The organism is Aquabacter sp. DMC10, from assembly GCF_056314145.1.
Window position 1 is genome coordinate 402,924 of the sequence record NZ_JBQUYX010000004.1, and the last position, 17,975, is coordinate 420,898.

A 17,975-nucleotide genomic window follows, 5' to 3' on the forward strand; every position below is an offset into this window, starting at 1 on the left:
TGTGGATGACGCGGGCATGACACGCCGGGGCAGGACCCGGTGTTCAAGCGCTGGCGCGGCGGGAGGCGAGGCGCAGGTCCGCCGTGCGATCGGGAATGGAGATGAGGAAGGTGGCGCCCATGGTGCCTTCCACCAGGCGCAGCTCGCCGCCATGGGCGCGCACCAGTTCGTCGGCGATGGGCAGGCCAAGCCCGGTGCCGCCGCGCCGGGCCGAGGCCTGGAAGGCGGCGAACAGGCGCTCGCGCCGATCGGCGGGAATGCCGGGGCCGGTGTCGCTCACCTCGATCTCCACCACCGTGCCCCGGCGGCGGGCGGACAGGCGGATCTGGTCGCGCGCGGGATCGTTGGGCGCGCGCGCTTCCAGGGCCTGGCGGGCGTTGCGGGTGAGGTTGAGCAGCACCCGGAACAATTGGTCGGGGTCGGCATCCACGGCGAGGGAGCGATCGAGGGAGGCGATCCAGCCGATGGACGAATCGGCGCCGAGCCCCAGCGTCTCGCGCACTTCGTCCAGCAGCGGCCCGAGCTCCACCTTGCGGCGCACGGGCAAGGCCTCCTGCGCGCGGCCATAGGACAAGGTCTGCTCGCAATAGGTGATGGCGCGGTCCAGCGCGCTCATCAGCTTGGGCGCGAAGCGCTGGACGGTGGGGTCCGGCAGGGCGGCCAGGCGGTCGGAGATGAGCTGCACGGAGGCCAGCAGGTTGCGCAGGTCGTGATTGATCTTGGACACCGCCATGCCCAGGGCCGCCAGATGGGATTTCTGCGCCAGGGTCTGGGACAGCCCGCGCTGGAGCTCCGCCAGCGCCTCCTCGGCGATGCCGATCTCATCGCCCCGCCCGGAGGGCACGATGATGCGCGAGGCATCCTCGGGCGCCTCCCGATAGGCGCTCATGCGCTCGGTGAGGCGCCGCATGGGACGCACGAACATGTGGTGGAGGCTGACATAGACCAAAAAGCCGGCAATGGCCGAGACCAGCAGCGAGAGCACGGACAGCGTCGCTCCGAACCGCAGCATGGCCGCCCGCAGCGGCTTTTCGGCGACCACGATCTCCAGGAAGTCGCCGTCGCGGGGCGCCGCGGCCACCACGCGCAAGGTGCGGTCGCCGCCGGAGACGAGGGTGTCGACCGCCTCCCACACCGCTTCGAGCATGGTGGTCTGGCGCATGTCGATGTGCAGGTCGATGGCGGGGGGCATGTCAGACATGGCCAGCAGGCGCCGGGTGTCCTCCCGCTTGACCACCACCACCTGGGCGCCGACGCTCTCCAAAAGCTGGCGGGCAAGGTCCGGCGGCACGGCTTCCTCGGGCGCGGCTTCCAGCACCAGGGCCGCGGTGCGGGCCGCCGCCACCCGGTCGGACAGCCAGCGCTGGCGGAAGGTGGCCATGGACGGCACGAAGATGGCAAGTTCCGCTGCCGTCACAAAGGCGATGGTGAGCAGCAGCAGCTTGCCGGACAGGCCGAGGCGCACGCGCCGCTCCTTGAGGGCACGGTAGGAGCCGGAGAAAGGGTCCTGAAGCCTGAACATGCCTTCCATGCCGCGGGCGGAGCCGCCGGTCCTGGCGGTCGCCCTTGCGTTCATAACCCCGTGATTGTGGCTTTCGGCGGGCTGGAAGGCCAGCCTTGCGTCAGCACAGGCGCTCCGGGGCGTCGTCAACAGTCACGCTGAAGCCTCTGCTCGCGCACCCGGGCGGACGGCCCCGCGCGGATTTTCGGACGCGCCGAGGCGCTTGCGTGTCACTCGGGGGTGGGGGGCTTTCGCCGGGGGGCATGTCCCGGAGGCAAATCGGGGGGCGGCGGCGCCGGTGGCGCGCCTATTCCTCTTCGCCGAAACGGTCGGCCACCAGGGTGGTGAGCGCCTCCATCACCTCGCGGGCCTCCTTGCCCGTGGCGGTGACGGTGACGGTGGTGCCGGGAGCGGCGGCCAGCATCATCAGGCCCATGATGGAATTGCCTTCCACCGCCTCGCCATTGCGGCACACGGTGACGGAGGCGGTGAAGCGCTCCACCGTCTGCACGAATTTGGCGGACGCCCGCGCATGCAGGCCGCGCTTGTTGATGATGGGAAGCACCCGGACGAGGGCGCCGGCAGGAGCGGGAGAGCCACAGGCCTCGGTTACGGCCTCCGCTGACACGCTTTCACTTTCCGGCAAGGACACGGCTTGCGACATTGATATATTTCCGGCCCGCTTCCTGCGCCACGTTCACCGCCTCCGCGAGAGGCAGTTCGGCGCGGACCTTGGCGAGCTTCACCAGCATGGGAAGATTGATGCCCGCCACCACTTCCACGTCGGGCGCGTTCATCACGGATATGGCAAGGTTGGAGGGCGTGCCGCCGAACATGTCGGTGAGGATGACGACGCCCTGGCCCGCCCGCACGCGATCCACCGCCTCGATGATGTCGTGGCGGCGGCGCTCCATGTCGTCGTCGGGGCCGATGGTGACCGCGGCAATCTGGCTCTGTGGGCCCATCACATGCTCCAAAGCGGAGCAGAATTCTGTGGCCAGGCGGCCATGGGTGACGAGAACGAGACCGATCATGTTCCCTCCGCCTCAGCCAGTTCGGGGCGGAGGCCTCCCGCACTGCGGGACCGACATATTCAGAGCGGCTCAAAAATTACGCAAGGGGTGCATCGCACAAAAGCACATAAGGGATCAGGGAATCTTGCCCTGAAGGAAGGCCGCCAGCACGAGGCGCGCGGTCATGCCGGGCGGAATTGCAAGGCGAGGAAGCGCAAAGCCGTCTAAATTTGCAACGCTGCCCGCGCCGTCCGGCATGCGGGCGGCATCCGCTGCCGCAAGATCGACCACCAGGCCGAGGCGCGCGCGGTCCACATGGTCGAACCGCCGGATGCCCAGGTAGCGCACCTCCATGAGGCCGGCGAGCGCCGGCGGCGCATGGGCGAAAAGGCCCGTCTGCGTGGCCGTCAGATGCACCCGGTCGTCGGCCACCAGGCGCGCGGCGGGCAGCACCCGTGGCGGGTCGAGGATGAGGGACAAGGCCAGCGACGACTTGCCGGAACCGGACGGCCCCCGGATCAGGATGCCGGTCTCGCCCACCAGCACGCAACTGGCATGGATGGAGGGGGAGGGGGCACCTGGGGCCGGACCTGAAGACATGGCTCAGCCTGCCGGCAGGCGCACCATGAGGCGCGCGCCGAGCACCGTTTCTTCCCCGGCCTCGTCCTTGCCCATGCGATTCTCGGCCCAGATCTTGCCGCCGTGGGCTTCCACGATCTGGCGCGAGATGGACAGGCCGAGGCCCGAATTCTGGCCGAAGCCCTGGTGCGGACGGTCCGTATAGAAGCGCTCGAAGATCTTGGCGAGCGCATCGGGGCGGATGCCCGGCCCTTCGTCGTCGACAATGATCTCCGCGCCCTGCTTGAGGCGCCGGCAGGTGACGTGCACCGTGCCGCCGCGGGGCGAGAAGGAGCGGGCATTGGAGACCAGATTGTCCACCACCTGCCCCAGCCGCGACGCGTGGCCGACGATCACGAAGTCGGCCGGCGCGCCGGGGGCGCGCTCGAAGGACAAGGCGACGCTCACCCCGTCGTCCTTCCGCACGTCCTGGGCCATGCCCACCACCATTTCCAGCATCTGGCGGAGGTCCACATTGCCCGCCTCCTGGCGCTGGAGTTCGGCATCTAGGCGGCTGGCATCGGAAATGTCGGAGATGAGGCGGTCCAGACGCTTCACATCGTGCTGGATCACCTCCATGAGGCGATCGCGGGACTTGTCGGTCTTGGCCAGCGGCAGGGTCTCCACCGCCGAGCGCAGGGAGGTGAGCGGGTTCTTCAATTCGTGCGCCACGTCGGCGGCGAAGCTCTCGATGGCCTCGATGCGGTTGTAGAGCGCCGAGGTCATGTCGCGCAGGGCGCCGGACAGATGGCCGATCTCGTCGGATCTTGAGGTGAAGTCGGGGATCTCCACCCGGCTCTTGATGCGCCGGCGCACCCGCTCGGCGGCGGCAGCCAGCTTGCGCACGGGATCGGCGATGGTGCCGGCGAGCAGGATGGACAAGAGCACCATCACCACCGCCGCCACCAGGAAGACGCGCACGATGACGAAGCGCTCCGCCTCCACCGCCTGGTCGATCTCGCCACCCTGGGTGGAGAGCAGCAGCACGCCCAGAATGGCGCGGAAGCGCTGGATGGGCACCGCCACCGAGACCACCACCCGGCCGCGATCGTCCACCCGCACGGCGGACGCCTTCTGCCCGAGGGCGGCGGAGGCGACTTCCGGGTATTCCTTGCCGCTCTGGGGGCCGAGCTCCTTGTAGAGCGGCAATTCCCGCCGGCCGATCCATGCCTGCACCCCGCGCCAGGCGCGCAGCAGGAGGCTGGGCGGGGTTTCGGTGGGCGCCGGCAGGTCGAAGCGCAGGATCTCGCCCTTGGAATAGAGCGAGCGGGTGTCGAGCAGCATCACCCCGTCGCGGTCATAGATGCGCGCGCGGGTGCCGGTGGGGCCCACGAGGCGGCGCAGCACCGGGGCGACCCGTTCCGGGTTGATGGGAAATTCCAGCGGCGCGAAGCCTTCTTCCGCCGGCCCGTAGCTGTCCCCGGTCTGCAATTCCAGGAGCTTTTCCGGGTCGATGGTGATGGCGTTGGTTTCCACCTGGGCGGAGCCGGCGACCGCAGCGGCGATGATCTCGCCCTGCACCAGGAGGCTCTGCACCCGCGCATCGATGAGGCCGGCGCGAAACTCGGACAGATAGAGAATGCCCGACACCAGCGCGCACAGCCCCGCCAGATTGAGCAGCACGATGCGCTGCGTCAGGCTGGAGAAGCTCTTGAACGCCACGAACTGGCGGATGCGCCGCAGCAGGCCCCAGAGCCCGCGCGGGGGCCGGGCCGGACGCATGTCCGCCGGGAGATCTTCGGTCTGGGCCGCCATGGCAGTGGGCGCCGGAGCGCCCGGCCTCACATTTCCTTAAAGCGGTAGCCGACCCCGTACAGGGTCTCGATCATGTCGAAATTGTCGTCCACCGACTTGAACTTCTTGCGCAGGCGCTTGATGTGGCTGTCGATGGTGCGGTCGTCCACATAGACCTGATCGTCATAGGCCGCATCCATCAGGGCATTGCGGCTCTTGACCACGCCGGGGCGCTGGGCGAGCGCCTGGAGGATCAGGAACTCGGTGACCGTGAGGGTGACGGGCTCGCCCTTCCAGGCGCAGGTGTGGCGCTCCGGGTCCATGCGCAGCTGGCCGCGCTCCAGCACCTTGGCGCTGTCGGTCTCGCGCGGCGCCGTGCCATCTTTCGCGCCGATGCGGCGCAGGATGGCCTTCACGCGCTCCACCAGGAGGCGCTGGGAGAAGGGCTTCTTGATGAAGTCGTCGGCGCCCATCTTGAGGCCGAACAATTCGTCGATCTCCTCATCCTTGGAGGTGAGGAAGATTACCGGCATGTCGGTCTTCTGGCGCACCCGGCGCAGCAGTTCCATGCCGTCCATGCGGGGCATCTTGATGTCGAAGATGGCAAGGTCCGGCGGATTGGTCTTGAATCCGTCGAGCGCGGACACTCCGTCGGTATAGGTGTCGATCCGATACCCTTCCGCCTCCAGAGCAATGGAGACCGAGGTCAGGATGTTGCGGTCGTCGTCGACCAGGGCGATCGTGGGCATGACACCTCTTTCATGCGTCGGAGCGGCTGTTTTCAGCCTGTTTCGGTGAAGCCGGTTCGCGTGGCCGAAATGTGACACCGGTTCCGATCATTCCCGGAAAATAACGGGAAATCACACAATCTCCAAACCCTTCCCGTTTGCTTTGCTTGACGGATGGGGACAGGGATCGCACATCGCCCCCTCGGAGCAGGAGAAAAGGCCATGTCCCAGGCTGGGGAAAATGCGGCCGCGCGGGCGCGGCAGGTGGTGGCGGAGGCCGGTTTCGCGGCGCTCGCGACCCTGGAGCCGGAAGGGGCGCCCTATGCCTCGCTGGTGGCGGTGGCCCCGGATCTGGCCGGCCGCCCCCTGCTGCTGCTGTCGACCCTTGCCCGCCACACCCGCAACCTCGCGGCCGATTCCCGCGTCTCGCTCCTGTTCGCCGGGCCGCGCGGGGAGGACCCGCTGAATGCCCCGCGCGTCAGCCTGCTGGGCGAGATCGCCGTCGTGCCGGCGGAAGAGGCCAAGGCGACCTATCTCGCCCGCCATCCCCTGGCCGCCGGCTATGCGGACTTCACGGACTTCTCCTTCTATCGCATGGCCGTGCGGGAGGCCCATCTGGTGGAGGGCTTCGGGCGCATCGTCACCCTGCCGGGCGCCGACGTGGGCGTGGACTGGACCGGCGCCGAGGCCCTCAAGGCGGCGGTGGAGGGCATCGTCTCGCACATGAACGAGGACCACCTGGACGCCGTAGAGGGCTATGCCCATCGCCTCCTGAAGGAGACTGGCACCGGCTGGCGCATGCTGTCCATCGATCCCGACGGCACCACCTTGATCCGCGAGGATCGCACCCGCCGGCTGGATTTTCCCACTCGCATCACCACGGCCGGCGAGGCGCGCAAGATGCTGGTTGCGCTGGTGCGCGGCGGCGATTGAGGGATGGTGGCGGGGCAGGGATGATCGGGCGATAACATAAGGCATGCGGCCCAAGGCCGTCGCGATCCCCGGGAAAGGTCGGCCGGTCGCCGGCCGGACCAGGTGGACCGGGCGGCGCGCGCCCCAATGCCCGTCCAGCCTTCCCGGTCCAAGGGGGGCGTTCCAGGAGTGTGAATGGTGGTTGAGATCGCTTTGCGCGTGAACGGCCAGCCTCGATCCGCCCCGGCGGACGAGGGCGTCCCGCTCCTCCATGTGTTGCGCAACCTTCTGGACCTGAAGGCCACGCGCTATGGCTGCGGGCAGGAGCAGTGCGGCGCCTGCATGGTGCTGGTGGACGGCAAGCCCACCTATTCTTGCACCTTCCCCGCCGCCGAGGCCGCGGGACGGGAGGTGGAGACCGCCGAGGCGCTCGCCGCCCATCCGCTTCGCGCGGCCTTTCTGGAGCTTCAGGCCGGCCAGTGCGGCTATTGTCTCTCCGGCATCCTCATGTCCGCCAAGGGCTTGCTGGACCGGACCCCCGATCCGGCACGGGAGGAGATCATCGCCGCGCTCGATCCCCATCTGTGCCGCTGCGGCGCCCATGAGCGCATCATCGGCGCCGTGGCGCTGGCCGCCGCGCGCCTGCGGGGGGCGGCGGCATGATCCCCAATGCGCTGCCGGCCAGCCTGCTGGACAATCCCCGCCTCGACCAATGGGTGGCCTTTCCCGCGCCGGGACACGTGAGCGTGCGCACCGGCAAGGTGGAACTGGGGCAGGGGGTGCTGACCGCGCTGCTCCAGATCGCCGCCGAGGAGCTGGACGTGGCGCCGGAGCGCGTCACGATGGTGTCCGGCGACACCGCGTGCACGCCCAATGAGGGCTTCACCGCCGGCAGCCTCTCCATTCAGGTGGGGGGCGCGGCGCTGCGCCTCGTGGCGGCGGAGGTGCGCGCCCTGCTGCTGGAAGAGGCGGCCCGGCAGTTGCACTGCGAGACGGCGCGGCTCGCCGTGGCGGATGGCGTCATCCTCAAGGACGGCGCCCCGAGCGGCCTGGATTATTGGCGTCTCGCACCCGGCCTCGATCTGGCGCGGGCCGCCACCGGCGCCGCGCCGGTCAAGGCGGCGGGCAAGCTGCGGCTGGTGGGGCAGGACCTGCCGCGCATCGATTTGCCCACAAAGCTGGGCGGCGCGCCCTTCATCCAGGATCTGGCGCCGCCGGACCTTCTCCATGCCCGCGTTCTCCACCGTCCCCGCCGGGGCGCGCATCTGGAGGCGCTGGACGAGGCCGGCGCCACGCGCCTCGGCGCCGTCACCTTCCATCGCTCCGGCGATGTGGTGGCGGTCATCGGCGAAGATGAGGCGCAGGTACAAGCCGCCTTCACCCGCCTCAGGGACCGCGCCCGCTGGACCGGCGGCGTGGACCTGAAGGACACCGACGCGGATGCCGTCTCCCTGCTGGACCGTTCCGCCGCCCCACCCCGCGTGGTGGAGCGCGGCGCCCCGTCGGGCGCGTCCGTGGCTCAGCGACTGGAGGCCACCTATTCCAAGCCCTATATCGCCCACGGCTCCATCGCCCCCTCCTGCGGCCTCGCCAGGTTCGAGGAGGGCCGGCTGACGGTCTGGACCCATTCCCAGGGCGTCTTCGCCTTGCGCGGGTCCATCGCCCGGGCGCTGGGGCTCGATCCGGCCGCGATCCATGTGATCCACCATCAGGGCGCCGGCTGCTATGGTCATAACGGGGCGGATGATGCCGCCTTCGACGCCGCCTTCGTCGCCCTGGCGCGGCCGGGGCACACGGTGCGGGTGCTGTGGACGCGGGAGGACGAGCTGGGGGTTGCCCCCTTCGGCGCGGCCATGGTGGTGAAGCTCGCCGCCGGCCTTGATGCGACTGGCCGGCCGGTGGACTGGACCATCGAGGTCTTCAGCCCGAGCCATGGCGGGCGGCCCGGCATGAACGGGGCCGTCAACCTGCTCACGGCGGCCGCCTTGGAGACGCCGCCCCACGATCCCGCCCCCGCGGACCTGCCGGATGCGGCGGGGGGAGGGGCCTCGCGCAACGCCTTCCTGCTCTATGATTTCCCGCACCAGACTTTGGTGCACCATTTCATCACCGACGCGCCGGTGCGCACCTCTTCCATGCGCGGCCTCGGCGCCTTCGCCAATGTGTTCGCGCTGGAGTCCTTCCTGGACGAGGTGGCGGAGGCGGCGGGCCTGGACCCGGTGGCCTATCGCCTCTCCCTCATGTCCGACCCCCGCGCCCGCGCGGTGATCGAAGAAGCCGCCCGCATGAGCGACTGGGACGCGCCACCCCCGGAAGGCTTTGCGCGGGGCTTCGCATTCAGCCGCTACAAGAATTCCGCCGCCTATCTGGCCATGGCGGTGGAGCTGGCGGTGGAAGAGGAGGTGCGCGTCTCGCGGGTGTGGTGCGCGGTGGATGGCGGGCTGATCGTCAATCCCGACGGCGCGCGCAACCAGATCGAGGGCGGCGTCATCCAGGCTCTGTCCTGGACGCTGAAGGAACAGGTGCGCTTCGCCGAGGGGGCGGTTTCCTCCAACACCTGGGAGACCTATCCCATCCTGCGCTTTTCCGAGGTGCCGCGCATCGAGACCCGCCTCGTCGGCGATCCCGCCCATCCTCCGCTCGGACTTGGCGAGGTGTCGCAGGGGCCGACCGCCGCCGCCGTGGCCAATGGCATTGCCCGGGCGCTGGGCGCCCGGTTGCGCCATCTGCCGCTGACGCGCGAGCGCATCATGGCGGCGCTGCTGGAGGAATGACCTCGCCGGCGGCGCCAGAAAGCGGCGGCGGATGCGGTTGGCGAATCTGTAAGGTGGGACCACCCCGGGCGTGCGATTTTTCGCTTTCCCTGGCTCGGTGTAAGTGATCGTATGATAAATATAAGATCAAGAATATGGCCCCGCACCGCGGGCGGCCGAACGGAGGACGCACATGAGGATCGGGTTTGCGGGCATGGGGCGCATGGGCAGCGCGATGACGCTGCGCCTCCTGGAGCTCGGCCATGAGGTCACGGTCTGCAATCGCAGCCCGGACAAGCTGCAGCCCCTGATCGCCGCCGGTGCCAAGGTGGCGGACACGCCCGCCGGCCTCGTCGAGGGGGCGGACGTGGTGATGGCCTCGCTGCTGGACGGGCCGGCGCTGGAGGAGGTCTATCTGGGCGAAAAGGGGCTCTTGTCGGGCACCATTTCGGGTCAGCTCTTCATCGATCTCAGCACCGTTCTGACCCGCGAGATCATCGCGCTGGCGGAAAAGGTGCGCGCGGCCGGCGGCGCCTTCCTGGAATGCCCGGTGGGCGGCACCACCGGTCCGGCCCGCACCGGCAAGCTGCTGGGCCTGGTGGGCGGGGAGGCGGCAGATGTGGAACGGGCGCGTCCGCTGCTCGACCAATTGTGCCGCAGGGTGGAGCATGTGGGGCCGGTGGGCGCGGGGGCCGCGCTCAAGCTCACCATCAACTTGCCGCTGCTGGTCTATTACCAGTCGCTGAGCGAGGCCTATACCCTGTGCCGCAATGTGGGCCTCGACCCGCGCTGGCTGGTGGACTTCCTGGCCGATACCTCGGGCGGCATGAATGTCCTCAAAGCCCGCCCCGAACCGCTCGCGGCCTCCCTGGCCGGGCAGGACACGGGGGCCGCCAATTTCTCCGTGGACGGCATCCGCAAGGACCTGCGCACCATGCTGGAAGAGGCCAAGGCCCTTCACAAGGACCTGCCGGTCACCCGTGCCGCGCTCGGTGCCTATGACGCCGCCGCCGCCAAGGGCCTTGGCTCCAAGGATGGCTCCATGCTGGCGGGGTTCTGGGCCAACAGCTCCGATTGAGGCCCTTTCCGCCCGGCCGCATCATGCCGCGCCGGGCGTTACCCCGGCGGCGGCCGCTGGGTGTCTTCGGCATTGCACCAAAGGAAATGGTGCAGTGCAAAGGTAAAGCGAGGCCTCCGGGAAGTTACGTGAAAGTTGAGGTCACGCCCATTTTAATCGTTTTGATGTTCCGCAGGGCCTGTTCACAGAATGGTCACGTGGCACTAACCTCCGCCCGCGTGACCGGCCGCCCTTCAGGGGTGCCTGCGAGAATGCCCCACATCATGTTGAGGGAAGAGGAGATACTCCGTGCTCGAGACTGGACATCGCAACAGCGCGTACGGCGCGGACAGGTTCGGGCTGCGGCACCTTACCGGCGTCCATTGGAACCTGATGGCGCCGGCGCTCTATGAGCACGCTTTGGAGCGCATGGAAGGCCGGCTGGCCGCCGGCGGCGCTCTGATGGCGGAGACGGGTGTACATACGGGACGCAGCCCCAAGGACAAGTTCGTCGTACGCGACGAGACCACCGAGGGCGAGGTATGGTGGGACAATAACGGGGCCATCACCGAAGCCCAGTTCGACGTCCTCTACGCGGACTTCCTCAAAGAGGCAGAAGGCAAGACCCTCTTCGCGCAGGACCTTTATGGCGGCGCCGACCCGGCCTGCCGCATCAAGGTGCGCGTCTATACCGAGTATGCCTGGCACTCCCTGTTCATCCGCACCATGCTGCGCCGGCCGGAAGTGGCCGAGCTTGCGGACTTCGTGCCCGAGATGACCATCATCGATCTGCCCAATTTCAAGGCCGATCCCGCCCGCCACGGCGTGCGCTCCGACACCATCATCGCCGTCAATTTCAAGCGCGGCATCGTGCTCATCGGCTCCTCGTCCTATGCGGGCGAGATGAAGAAGTCGGTCTTCACCTTCCTGAACTATCTGCTGCCGGCCAAGGGCGTCATGCCCATGCACTGCTCGGCCAATGTGGGCAAGGACGGCGACGTGGCGCTGTTCTTCGGCCTCTCGGGCACCGGCAAGACCACCCTTTCCGCCGATCCGAACCGCACCCTCCTGGGCGACGACGAGCACGGCTGGAGCAAGGACGGCGTCTTCAATTTCGAGGGCGGCTGCTACGCCAAGACCATCCGCCTCTCCAAGGAGGCCGAGCCCGAGATCTTCGCTGCCTCGGACCGCTTCGGCACGGTGCTGGAGAATGTCATCCTCGATCCCGTCACCCGCGTGCCGGACTTCGATGACGGCCGCCTGACGGAGAACACCCGCTCCGCCTACCCGCTGGACTTCATCCCCAATGCCAGCCCCACGGGCCGCGCGGGCCAGCCCAAGAACATCATCATGCTCACCGCCGATGCGTTCGGCGTCATGCCGCCCATCGCCAAGCTGACCCCGGCCCAGGCCATGTACCACTTCCTGTCCGGCTACACCGCCAAGGTGGCCGGCACGGAAAAGGGCGTGAAGGACCCGGAGGCCACCTTCTCCACCTGCTTCGGCGCCCCCTTCATGCCGCGCCACCCCTCCGTCTACGGCAACATGCTGCGCGACCTCATCGCCGAGCATGGCGTGGACTGCTGGCTGGTGAATACCGGCTGGACCGGCGGCAAGTATGGCGTCGGCCGGCGCATGCCCATCAAGGTCACCCGCACCTTGCTGGCCGCAGCGCTGGATGGCTCGCTGAAGGACGTGTCGTTCCGCACCGATCCCTATTTCGGCTTCGCGGTTCCCACCTCCGTGCCCGGCATCGAGCCCCACATCCTCTATCCGTCCAAGACCTGGGCCGATAAGGCGGAGTTCGACGTCACCGCGCGCAAGCTGGTCACCATGTTCCAGGAGAACTTCGCCAAGTTCGAGAAGCATGTGGACGCCGCCGTGCGCGAGGCCCAGCCGCAGGTCCGCCTCGCGGCGGAGTGAGGCCGAGGGATCGTTGGCAAGACGCATGCCGACCCCTTGAACCGTCATGCCCGGGCGTGTCCCGGGCATCCACGCCTTCACCCCATGCCGCTCCTGGTGGCACCCCGTGGATGGCCGGGACAAGCCCGGCCATGACGGTGGTTCTTGGGACCAGGAGGCAAGGCCGTGTGACTGTCTGTCGTTTCGAGAGGCGAGGGGCCTCGAATGTAAGTTCGGACAGGGCCGGCGGGCATCCCGCCGGCCTCTTCTTTTCCTGAGGCGGCAGGGCGGATCGCATGACGGGGCTCATCTCCATCGAACAGGACCAGCGCCTCGTGGTGCTGGCGCGCACCCTGGATGCGCCCTCCGCCGAAGGCGACGACGCCCTGGCGCGGGAGGCGGGGGCGTGCGACCAGCTCGGCCCCACCTGCCTCGGTCGCTCGCTCTATCGCCACCATTCCATCTTCAAGAGCCAGTCGGACGCGCCCGTCTGGAGCCATGCGGAGTTCGTGTATTTCCGCGACCTCGTGCCCGCCGAGGCCATCGCCCGGCTGGTTCAGGACGCGCCCCCGCCCGGCGTGCGGCTGCTGCGGGCGGAGCTTCTGGTGACGACGCCTGGCGCCTTCCATTTCCCGAAGGGCTGGGCGGGATCGGCCCACCGGGCCCATCGCAAGCCCTCCATCGAATATCTGGACGTGGGTCTCGCCTTCCTCGCCGCCTACCGGAACATCATGCGGCGCTATATCGGGCCGGGCGCCGCGCGGCTGGTGGAACTGGGCACGCTCGGCACGTTCCGCACGCTGGAGACCACGGCCGTCCTCCTCCAGGACCCGGCGCTCGGCACCACGTGGAACCAGATCCATCTGAGCGAGGTGGAGGCGGAGGGCTTCCAGGGCTTCGGCCAGGTGCTCGACGCGGCGCTGCGGGACATCTCCCCGGATGGCGGCTTCACGTCCCTGTTTGCCGGGCTGGAGCGCATGCGCACCATCCCCCGCTGGACGTTGAATGACCCGGTGGTGGAGGCGGACACCGGGGTGGATGCGTGGGCGGCGAGCCTCTCCCAATCGTGATCCCGCTTCCCCTGCGGGACCTAAGGCTTTGGCGTGGAACCGAAACCAAAGCTTGGCGTTTGTCCGCCAATCGGGTCTGATCGGGTTATCCGCTCTGGCCGCGAGACACGCGGCCGGGGACGGACCGGCGGGGGCCAGGCATCATGAGCGACCAAAGGGGGGCAGCGCAGCGCGCATCGGCGCGGGCGCTGGGCGGGCTCAATTTCTTTCTCGCCGACGTGCGCGACGGGCTCGGGCCCTTTCTCGGCATCTTCCTCATCGGCCAGGGCTGGGCGCCCGACCAGATCGGCTATGTGATGACCGCCGGCGGCCTTGCCGGCATGCTGGCGGCGGCTCCGCTCGGCGCGCTGGCGGACGCCACCGCCATGAAGCGGGCGCTCATCGCCGTCTGCGCCGTGGTGGTGATCCTCGCCTCGCTGGCGCTGCTTTATGTGCCGCACGGACCCATGGTGGTGGCCTCCCAGATCCTCACCGGCCTTGCGGGCGCCGCCATTGGCCCGGCCATCGCCGCGCTCACCTTAGGGCTCGTCGGCCAGGACGGCCTGCCGGCCCAGCTCGGCCGCAACGAGGCCTTCAACCATGCGGGCAACATGGTGGCTGCCTTGCTGGCCGGCTGGCTGGGCTATGCCTATGGGGTGGAAGCGGTGTTCTGGCTGATGATCGCCATGGCGGCGGGCTCCCTTGTTGCCCTGTCCCGCATTGATCCGGCGCTCATCGACAATGACGTGGCACGGGGCCTTGAAAAGGGTGCGCAAGCCCATGGCGCCCCGGAACCCAGCTTCCGGCTGTTGCTGAAGTCCCGGCCCCTGGTGGCGGTGGGGCTCACCTTGCTGCTGTTTCACCTCGCCAACGCGGCCATGCTGCCCTTGCTGGGCCAGGCGGTGGCGGCGCGGGGCGGCGCGGACCCGGCAGCCTATACGGCGGCGACCGTGGTGGTGGCACAATTGACCATGATCCCCATGGCGCTGCTCGCCGCCCGCCTTGCCCATAGCCGGGGCTATGAGATCGTCTTCCTGATTGCCCTCCTGGCCCTTCCGGTGCGCGGGCTGGTGGCAGGCCTGTGGCCGGCCTTGCCCGCGCTTCTGCCGGTGCAGATTCTCGACGGCGTCGGCGCTGGCCTCATGGGGGTGGCGACGCCGGGCATTGTCGCCCGCATCCTGCGCGGCACAGGCCATGTGAATGCGGGCCTCGGCGCGGTGATGACCCTGCAGGGCGTGGGCGCGGCACTGAGCCCCTCGCTTGGCGGCTTCATCGCGGTGGAGTTCGGCTATGGCGCCGCCTTCTGCACCCTGGCGGGGGTGGCGGCGGTCGCGGTGGTGTTTTGGCTCATCTGCACGCCCACCGTGCGCCGGGGCGAACGGGGCGTTGTGCCCGCCGCTTCCGCGCCGGGCGGGGCCTGAGCGGGTTTCGCCGTGCCCCTGCCGCACCGGGATGTGAGCGCGCCAGCGCATTGTCGGGCGTGACTGGAACTGCTAAAAAGCGCGCCATGATCGGGATCCGCGAAAATGGTCCGTGCCGCTCCCTGGAGGCGTATTGCGCCGCCGGGTCGTTCGCGCGCACCACCATGGAATTTGCGGCGGTGCCCGATCATGTCCGATTGCCGGGACGCTTTTTCGGCCGCTTCACGACCGCTGCGCTCGCCGCCCTTCGGCGCTGATAGCCTCGTCCAAGCTGCCTTTTTCTCGTCACCGACGTCGCCCGCTGCCCCTTTGCGCAGGCGGGTCCCGTTCCTCAGGACACAAAACCATGAACGCCAGCGCCCCGCGCACCCTCTACGACAAGATCTTCGACGACCACGTGGTCGAACGCCAGGAAGACGGCACGTGCCTGCTCTATATCGATCGTCACCTCGTGCATGAGGTGACGAGCCCGCAGGCCTTCGAGGGGCTGCGCATGACCGGCCGCACCGTGCGCGCGCCGTCGAAGACCCTGGCCGTGGTGGACCACAACGTCCCCACCACCGACCGCACTCTGCCGAACCCGGACGAGGAGAGCGTGGCGCAGATCGCCGCGCTGGCCGAGAATGCCCGCGAGTTTGGCATCGAATATTATGACGGCTTCGACCGCCGCCAGGGCATCGTCCATGTGGTCGGCCCCGAGCAAGGCTTCACGCTGCCCGGCACCACCATCGTGTGCGGCGACAGCCACACCTCCACCCATGGCGCCTTCGGCGCGCTGGCGCACGGCATCGGTACCTCGGAGGTGGAGCACGTGCTCGCCACCCAGACGCTGATCCAGAAGAAGGCCAAGAACATGCGCGTCACCGTCGACGGGGTGCTCCCCGAAGGCGTGGGCGCCAAGGACGTGGTGCTGGCCATCATCGGCACCATCGGCACCGCCGGCGGCACCGGCTATGTGATCGAATATGCCGGCGACGTGTTCAAGGCCCTGTCCATGGAAGGCCGCATGACCGTGTGCAACATGTCCATCGAGGGCGGTGCGCGCGCGGGCATGGTCGCCCCCGACGAGAAGGCCTATGCCTATATCAAGGACCGTCCCAAGGCCCCCAAGGGCGCCGACTGGGATGCGGCGATGCGTTATTGGGAGACTCTCCGCACGGACGAGGGCGCCTATTTCGACACCGAGGTGCGGCTCGACGGCGCCAAGCTGCCGCCCATCGTCTCCTGGGGCACCAGCCCCGAGGACGTGATCTCCGTGGAAGGCTTCGTGCCCGATCCGGACCAGATCGCCGACGAGGCCAAGCGCGCCGCCAAGAAGCGGGCCCTGGCCTATATGGGCCTCACCGCCGGCACCAAGATCACGGATATCGCGCTCGATCGCGTGTTCATCGGCTCCTGCACCAATGGCCGCATCGAGGACCTGCGCCAGGCGGCGGCGGTGATCGCCGGCCACAAGGTCAATGCCAATGTGAACGCCATGGTGGTGCCCGGCTCTGGCCTCGTGAAGGCGCAGGCCGAGGCCGAGGGTCTCGACAAGATCTTCAAGGAAGCCGGCTTCGACTGGCGCGAGCCCGGCTGCTCCATGTGCCTGGCCATGAATGCGGACCGACTCTCTCCCGAGGAGCGGTGCGCGTCCACCTCGAACCGCAATTTCGAGGGGCGGCAAGGCTTCAAGGGCCGCACGCACCTGGTCTCCCCCGCCATGGCGGCGGCGGCGGCCATTGCCGGCCGGTTCGTCGACGTGCGGGAGTGGCCGCGCGCCTGACGCCGACGTGGCGCATTGAGCCCACGCGATCCCAGCCCCTCCGGTTCGCCGGAGGGGTTTTTTATTGGTCCGGTGCGCCTGTGGCGCGCGACCAAAGACCGCGCGCCTGAGGCGCGGATGATCACAGAACGCGCGCCTGAGGCGCGCAGGGATCACAGAATGGCAGATGTTTCGATGGACGCGTGAATGTCACGCGGCTCATGGGGCGCGAAATAAGCAGCAACACCCAGAATGGTCACCAGACCCGCGGTGACCGCCAGCTTGCGCAGCATGGTCAGCCTCCTCACATGTTCTGGCAGGTCAACGAAGCGTCAGGGTTAATGGTTCCTTAAACCCCTTCGCCTCACGAGACCTTGATCGTTGCCACTCCACAGAGGTGCCGCATGTCTGACGCCGAAGATGTCGTGATCGAGATGACCGAGGCGGAGGTGGCGGAGGCCTTGGCTTGGCGGCCGCGCACGGCGCCCACGCTCGCCGATTTCGAGGTGATCGCGGATGAGGCCTTCGCGCGCCTGCCCGAGGCGTTCCGGCGCCTGTGCGCGGGGGTGGTCATCCGGGTGGACGACTTCCCCACCGAAGAGGTGCTGGACGAGATGGAGGCGGAGACCCCCTTTGATCTCCTCGGCCTGTTCCAGGGCGTTGGCCTCGCCCAGGACTCCGCCGTCACCGAGACGGGGCGCATGCCCAACCTCATTCACCTCTATCGCCGTCCCATCCTCGACTATTGGGCGGAGCACGAGGACAGCCTCGGTGCCGTCATCACCCATGTGCTCGTGCATGAGATCGGCCACCATTTCGGCCTGTCGGACGAGGACATGGAGCGCATCGAGGCGGAGGCGCTGGACGCCGAGCCCGAGGCATGAGCCGGGGAGGGGACGCCCTGCGGGTCTGCCGATACGTCATGCCGCATTGCGACATGCTCCTGCCACATTAGAACAAATATAAACTAAGCGTCGCAGGAGAAGACGTGTCATGGCCGGTTCGCCCGAAGTCACCCGCTATTCGGCGCCCATGCGCGCCATCCACTGGCTCACCGTGCTGGTGGTGCTCACCACCTATGGGCTGACCTATGTGGTGGACCTGTTCGCCCGCGGCACGCCCGAGCGCAACACAACCTGGTGGCTGCACATTTCTTTCGGCTGCCTGCTGATCCTGCTGGTGGCCGCCCGCTTCGTGGCGCGTTTTACCACCACGGTGCCGCCCACCTCTTCGGCTCTCTCACGCCCGGTGGCCATCGCCTCCCATGCGGTGCACGGGCTGCTCTACCTGCTGCTCATCGCGGTGCCGGCGCTGGGCGTGGCCACCGCTTTCGTGAGCGGCAAGGCCATCACGCTGTTCGGCCTCATCGACATCGCCTCGCCGCTCACCGCCAACCGGACCCTCGCCCATCAGTTGGAGGACGTGCACGGCTTGATGGCCGACAGCCTTCTCGTCCTCGCCGGCCTCCATGCGGCGGCGGCGCTCTGGCACCATTTTGTGAAAAAGGACGACGTCCTCCGGCGCATGCTGCCCGGCCACTGAA

The 17,975-nt window shown here is 68.4% G+C and carries 17 protein-coding genes; 11 read left to right on the forward strand and 6 right to left on the reverse strand.

Annotated elements, in window-relative coordinates; all coding sequences use genetic code 11:
• Positions 1 to 43: 43 nt before the first annotated feature.
• The 6 genes from ACT54L_RS13430 to ACT54L_RS13455 all read right to left on the reverse strand — a co-directional run bounded on the left by ACT54L_RS13430 (position 44) and on the right by ACT54L_RS13455 (position 5,615).
• A complete protein-coding gene (locus ACT54L_RS13430; protein ID WP_476086088.1) occupies positions 44 to 1,522 on the reverse strand; it encodes an ATP-binding protein in 1,479 nt (492 codons plus the stop codon).
• A gap of 286 nt (positions 1,523 to 1,808) precedes the next feature.
• A complete protein-coding gene (locus ACT54L_RS13435; protein ID WP_476086089.1) occupies positions 1,809 to 2,165 on the reverse strand; it encodes an HPr family phosphocarrier protein in 357 nt (118 codons plus the stop codon).
• The gene (locus tag ACT54L_RS13440) at positions 2,134 to 2,535 is read right to left on the reverse strand and encodes a PTS sugar transporter subunit IIA (protein ID WP_274775608.1); all 402 of its coding nucleotides are present in this window, start codon (positions 2,533 to 2,535) and stop codon (positions 2,134 to 2,136) included. Before ACT54L_RS13440 ends, ACT54L_RS13435 begins: the two co-directional genes overlap by 32 nt.
• 114 nt (positions 2,536 to 2,649) lie before the next feature.
• Positions 2,650 to 3,114: an HPr kinase/phosphorylase gene (locus tag ACT54L_RS13445; RefSeq protein WP_476086090.1), complete on the reverse strand. Its 465-nt coding sequence runs from the start codon at positions 3,112 to 3,114 to the stop codon at positions 2,650 to 2,652.
• 3 nt (positions 3,115 to 3,117) lie between these two features.
• Positions 3,118 to 4,887, reverse strand: coding sequence for a stimulus-sensing domain-containing protein (locus ACT54L_RS13450; RefSeq protein ID WP_476086091.1), 1,770 nt, complete (start codon positions 4,885 to 4,887; stop codon positions 3,118 to 3,120).
• A gap of 26 nt (positions 4,888 to 4,913) precedes the next feature.
• Positions 4,914 to 5,615: a response regulator transcription factor gene (locus ACT54L_RS13455; RefSeq protein WP_209103452.1), complete on the reverse strand. Its 702-nt coding sequence runs from the start codon at positions 5,613 to 5,615 to the stop codon at positions 4,914 to 4,916.
• Between the two features lie 201 nt (positions 5,616 to 5,816).
• Between ACT54L_RS13455 and ACT54L_RS13460 the strand changes: the two genes are divergently transcribed.
• From ACT54L_RS13460 to ACT54L_RS13510, 11 genes are all read left to right on the forward strand, one after another.
• Positions 5,817 to 6,527, forward strand: a complete 711-nt coding sequence (locus tag ACT54L_RS13460) for a HugZ family pyridoxamine 5'-phosphate oxidase (protein ID WP_476086092.1) — start codon at positions 5,817 to 5,819, stop codon at positions 6,525 to 6,527.
• Positions 6,528 to 6,701: 174 nt separating this feature from the next.
• Entirely contained in the window at positions 6,702 to 7,169 is a 468-nt protein-coding gene (locus ACT54L_RS13465; RefSeq protein WP_476086093.1) for a (2Fe-2S)-binding protein, read from the forward strand.
• Entirely contained in the window at positions 7,166 to 9,280 is a 2,115-nt protein-coding gene (locus ACT54L_RS13470; protein WP_476086094.1) for a xanthine dehydrogenase family protein molybdopterin-binding subunit, read from the forward strand. The genes ACT54L_RS13465 and ACT54L_RS13470 overlap by 4 nt, the downstream gene beginning before the upstream one ends.
• A 172-nt stretch (positions 9,281 to 9,452) precedes the next feature.
• Positions 9,453 to 10,337, forward strand: coding sequence for an NAD(P)-dependent oxidoreductase (locus ACT54L_RS13475; RefSeq protein WP_476086095.1), 885 nt, complete (start codon positions 9,453 to 9,455; stop codon positions 10,335 to 10,337).
• 288 nt (positions 10,338 to 10,625) lie between these two features.
• On the forward strand, positions 10,626 to 12,239 hold the full coding sequence (locus ACT54L_RS13480; protein ID WP_476086096.1) for a phosphoenolpyruvate carboxykinase: 1,614 nt from the start codon (positions 10,626 to 10,628) through the stop codon (positions 12,237 to 12,239).
• Positions 12,240 to 12,514: 275 nt separating this feature from the next.
• The gene (locus ACT54L_RS13485; RefSeq protein WP_476086097.1) at positions 12,515 to 13,288 is read left to right on the forward strand and encodes a hypothetical protein; all 774 of its coding nucleotides are present in this window, start codon (positions 12,515 to 12,517) and stop codon (positions 13,286 to 13,288) included.
• 143 nt (positions 13,289 to 13,431) lie between these two features.
• A complete protein-coding gene (locus ACT54L_RS13490; RefSeq protein ID WP_476086098.1) occupies positions 13,432 to 14,688 on the forward strand; it encodes an MFS transporter in 1,257 nt (418 codons plus the stop codon).
• 86 nt (positions 14,689 to 14,774) lie between these two features.
• Positions 14,775 to 14,945, forward strand: coding sequence for a hypothetical protein (locus ACT54L_RS13495; RefSeq protein WP_476086099.1), 171 nt, complete (start codon positions 14,775 to 14,777; stop codon positions 14,943 to 14,945).
• A gap of 89 nt (positions 14,946 to 15,034) precedes the next feature.
• Complete coding sequence (leuC, locus tag ACT54L_RS13500) at positions 15,035 to 16,453, forward strand: 3-isopropylmalate dehydratase large subunit (protein ID WP_476086100.1); 1,419 nt, start codon at positions 15,035 to 15,037, stop codon at positions 16,451 to 16,453.
• A gap of 413 nt (positions 16,454 to 16,866) precedes the next feature.
• Positions 16,867 to 17,316, forward strand: a complete 450-nt coding sequence (locus ACT54L_RS13505; protein WP_476086346.1) for a metallopeptidase family protein — start codon at positions 16,867 to 16,869, stop codon at positions 17,314 to 17,316.
• A 109-nt stretch (positions 17,317 to 17,425) separates the two neighbouring features.
• Positions 17,426 to 17,974 carry a cytochrome b gene (locus ACT54L_RS13510; protein ID WP_476086101.1) on the forward strand — a complete coding sequence of 183 codons (549 nt, stop codon included), beginning with the start codon at positions 17,426 to 17,428 and terminating at the stop codon, positions 17,972 to 17,974.
• Position 17,975: the final 1 nt, after the last annotated feature.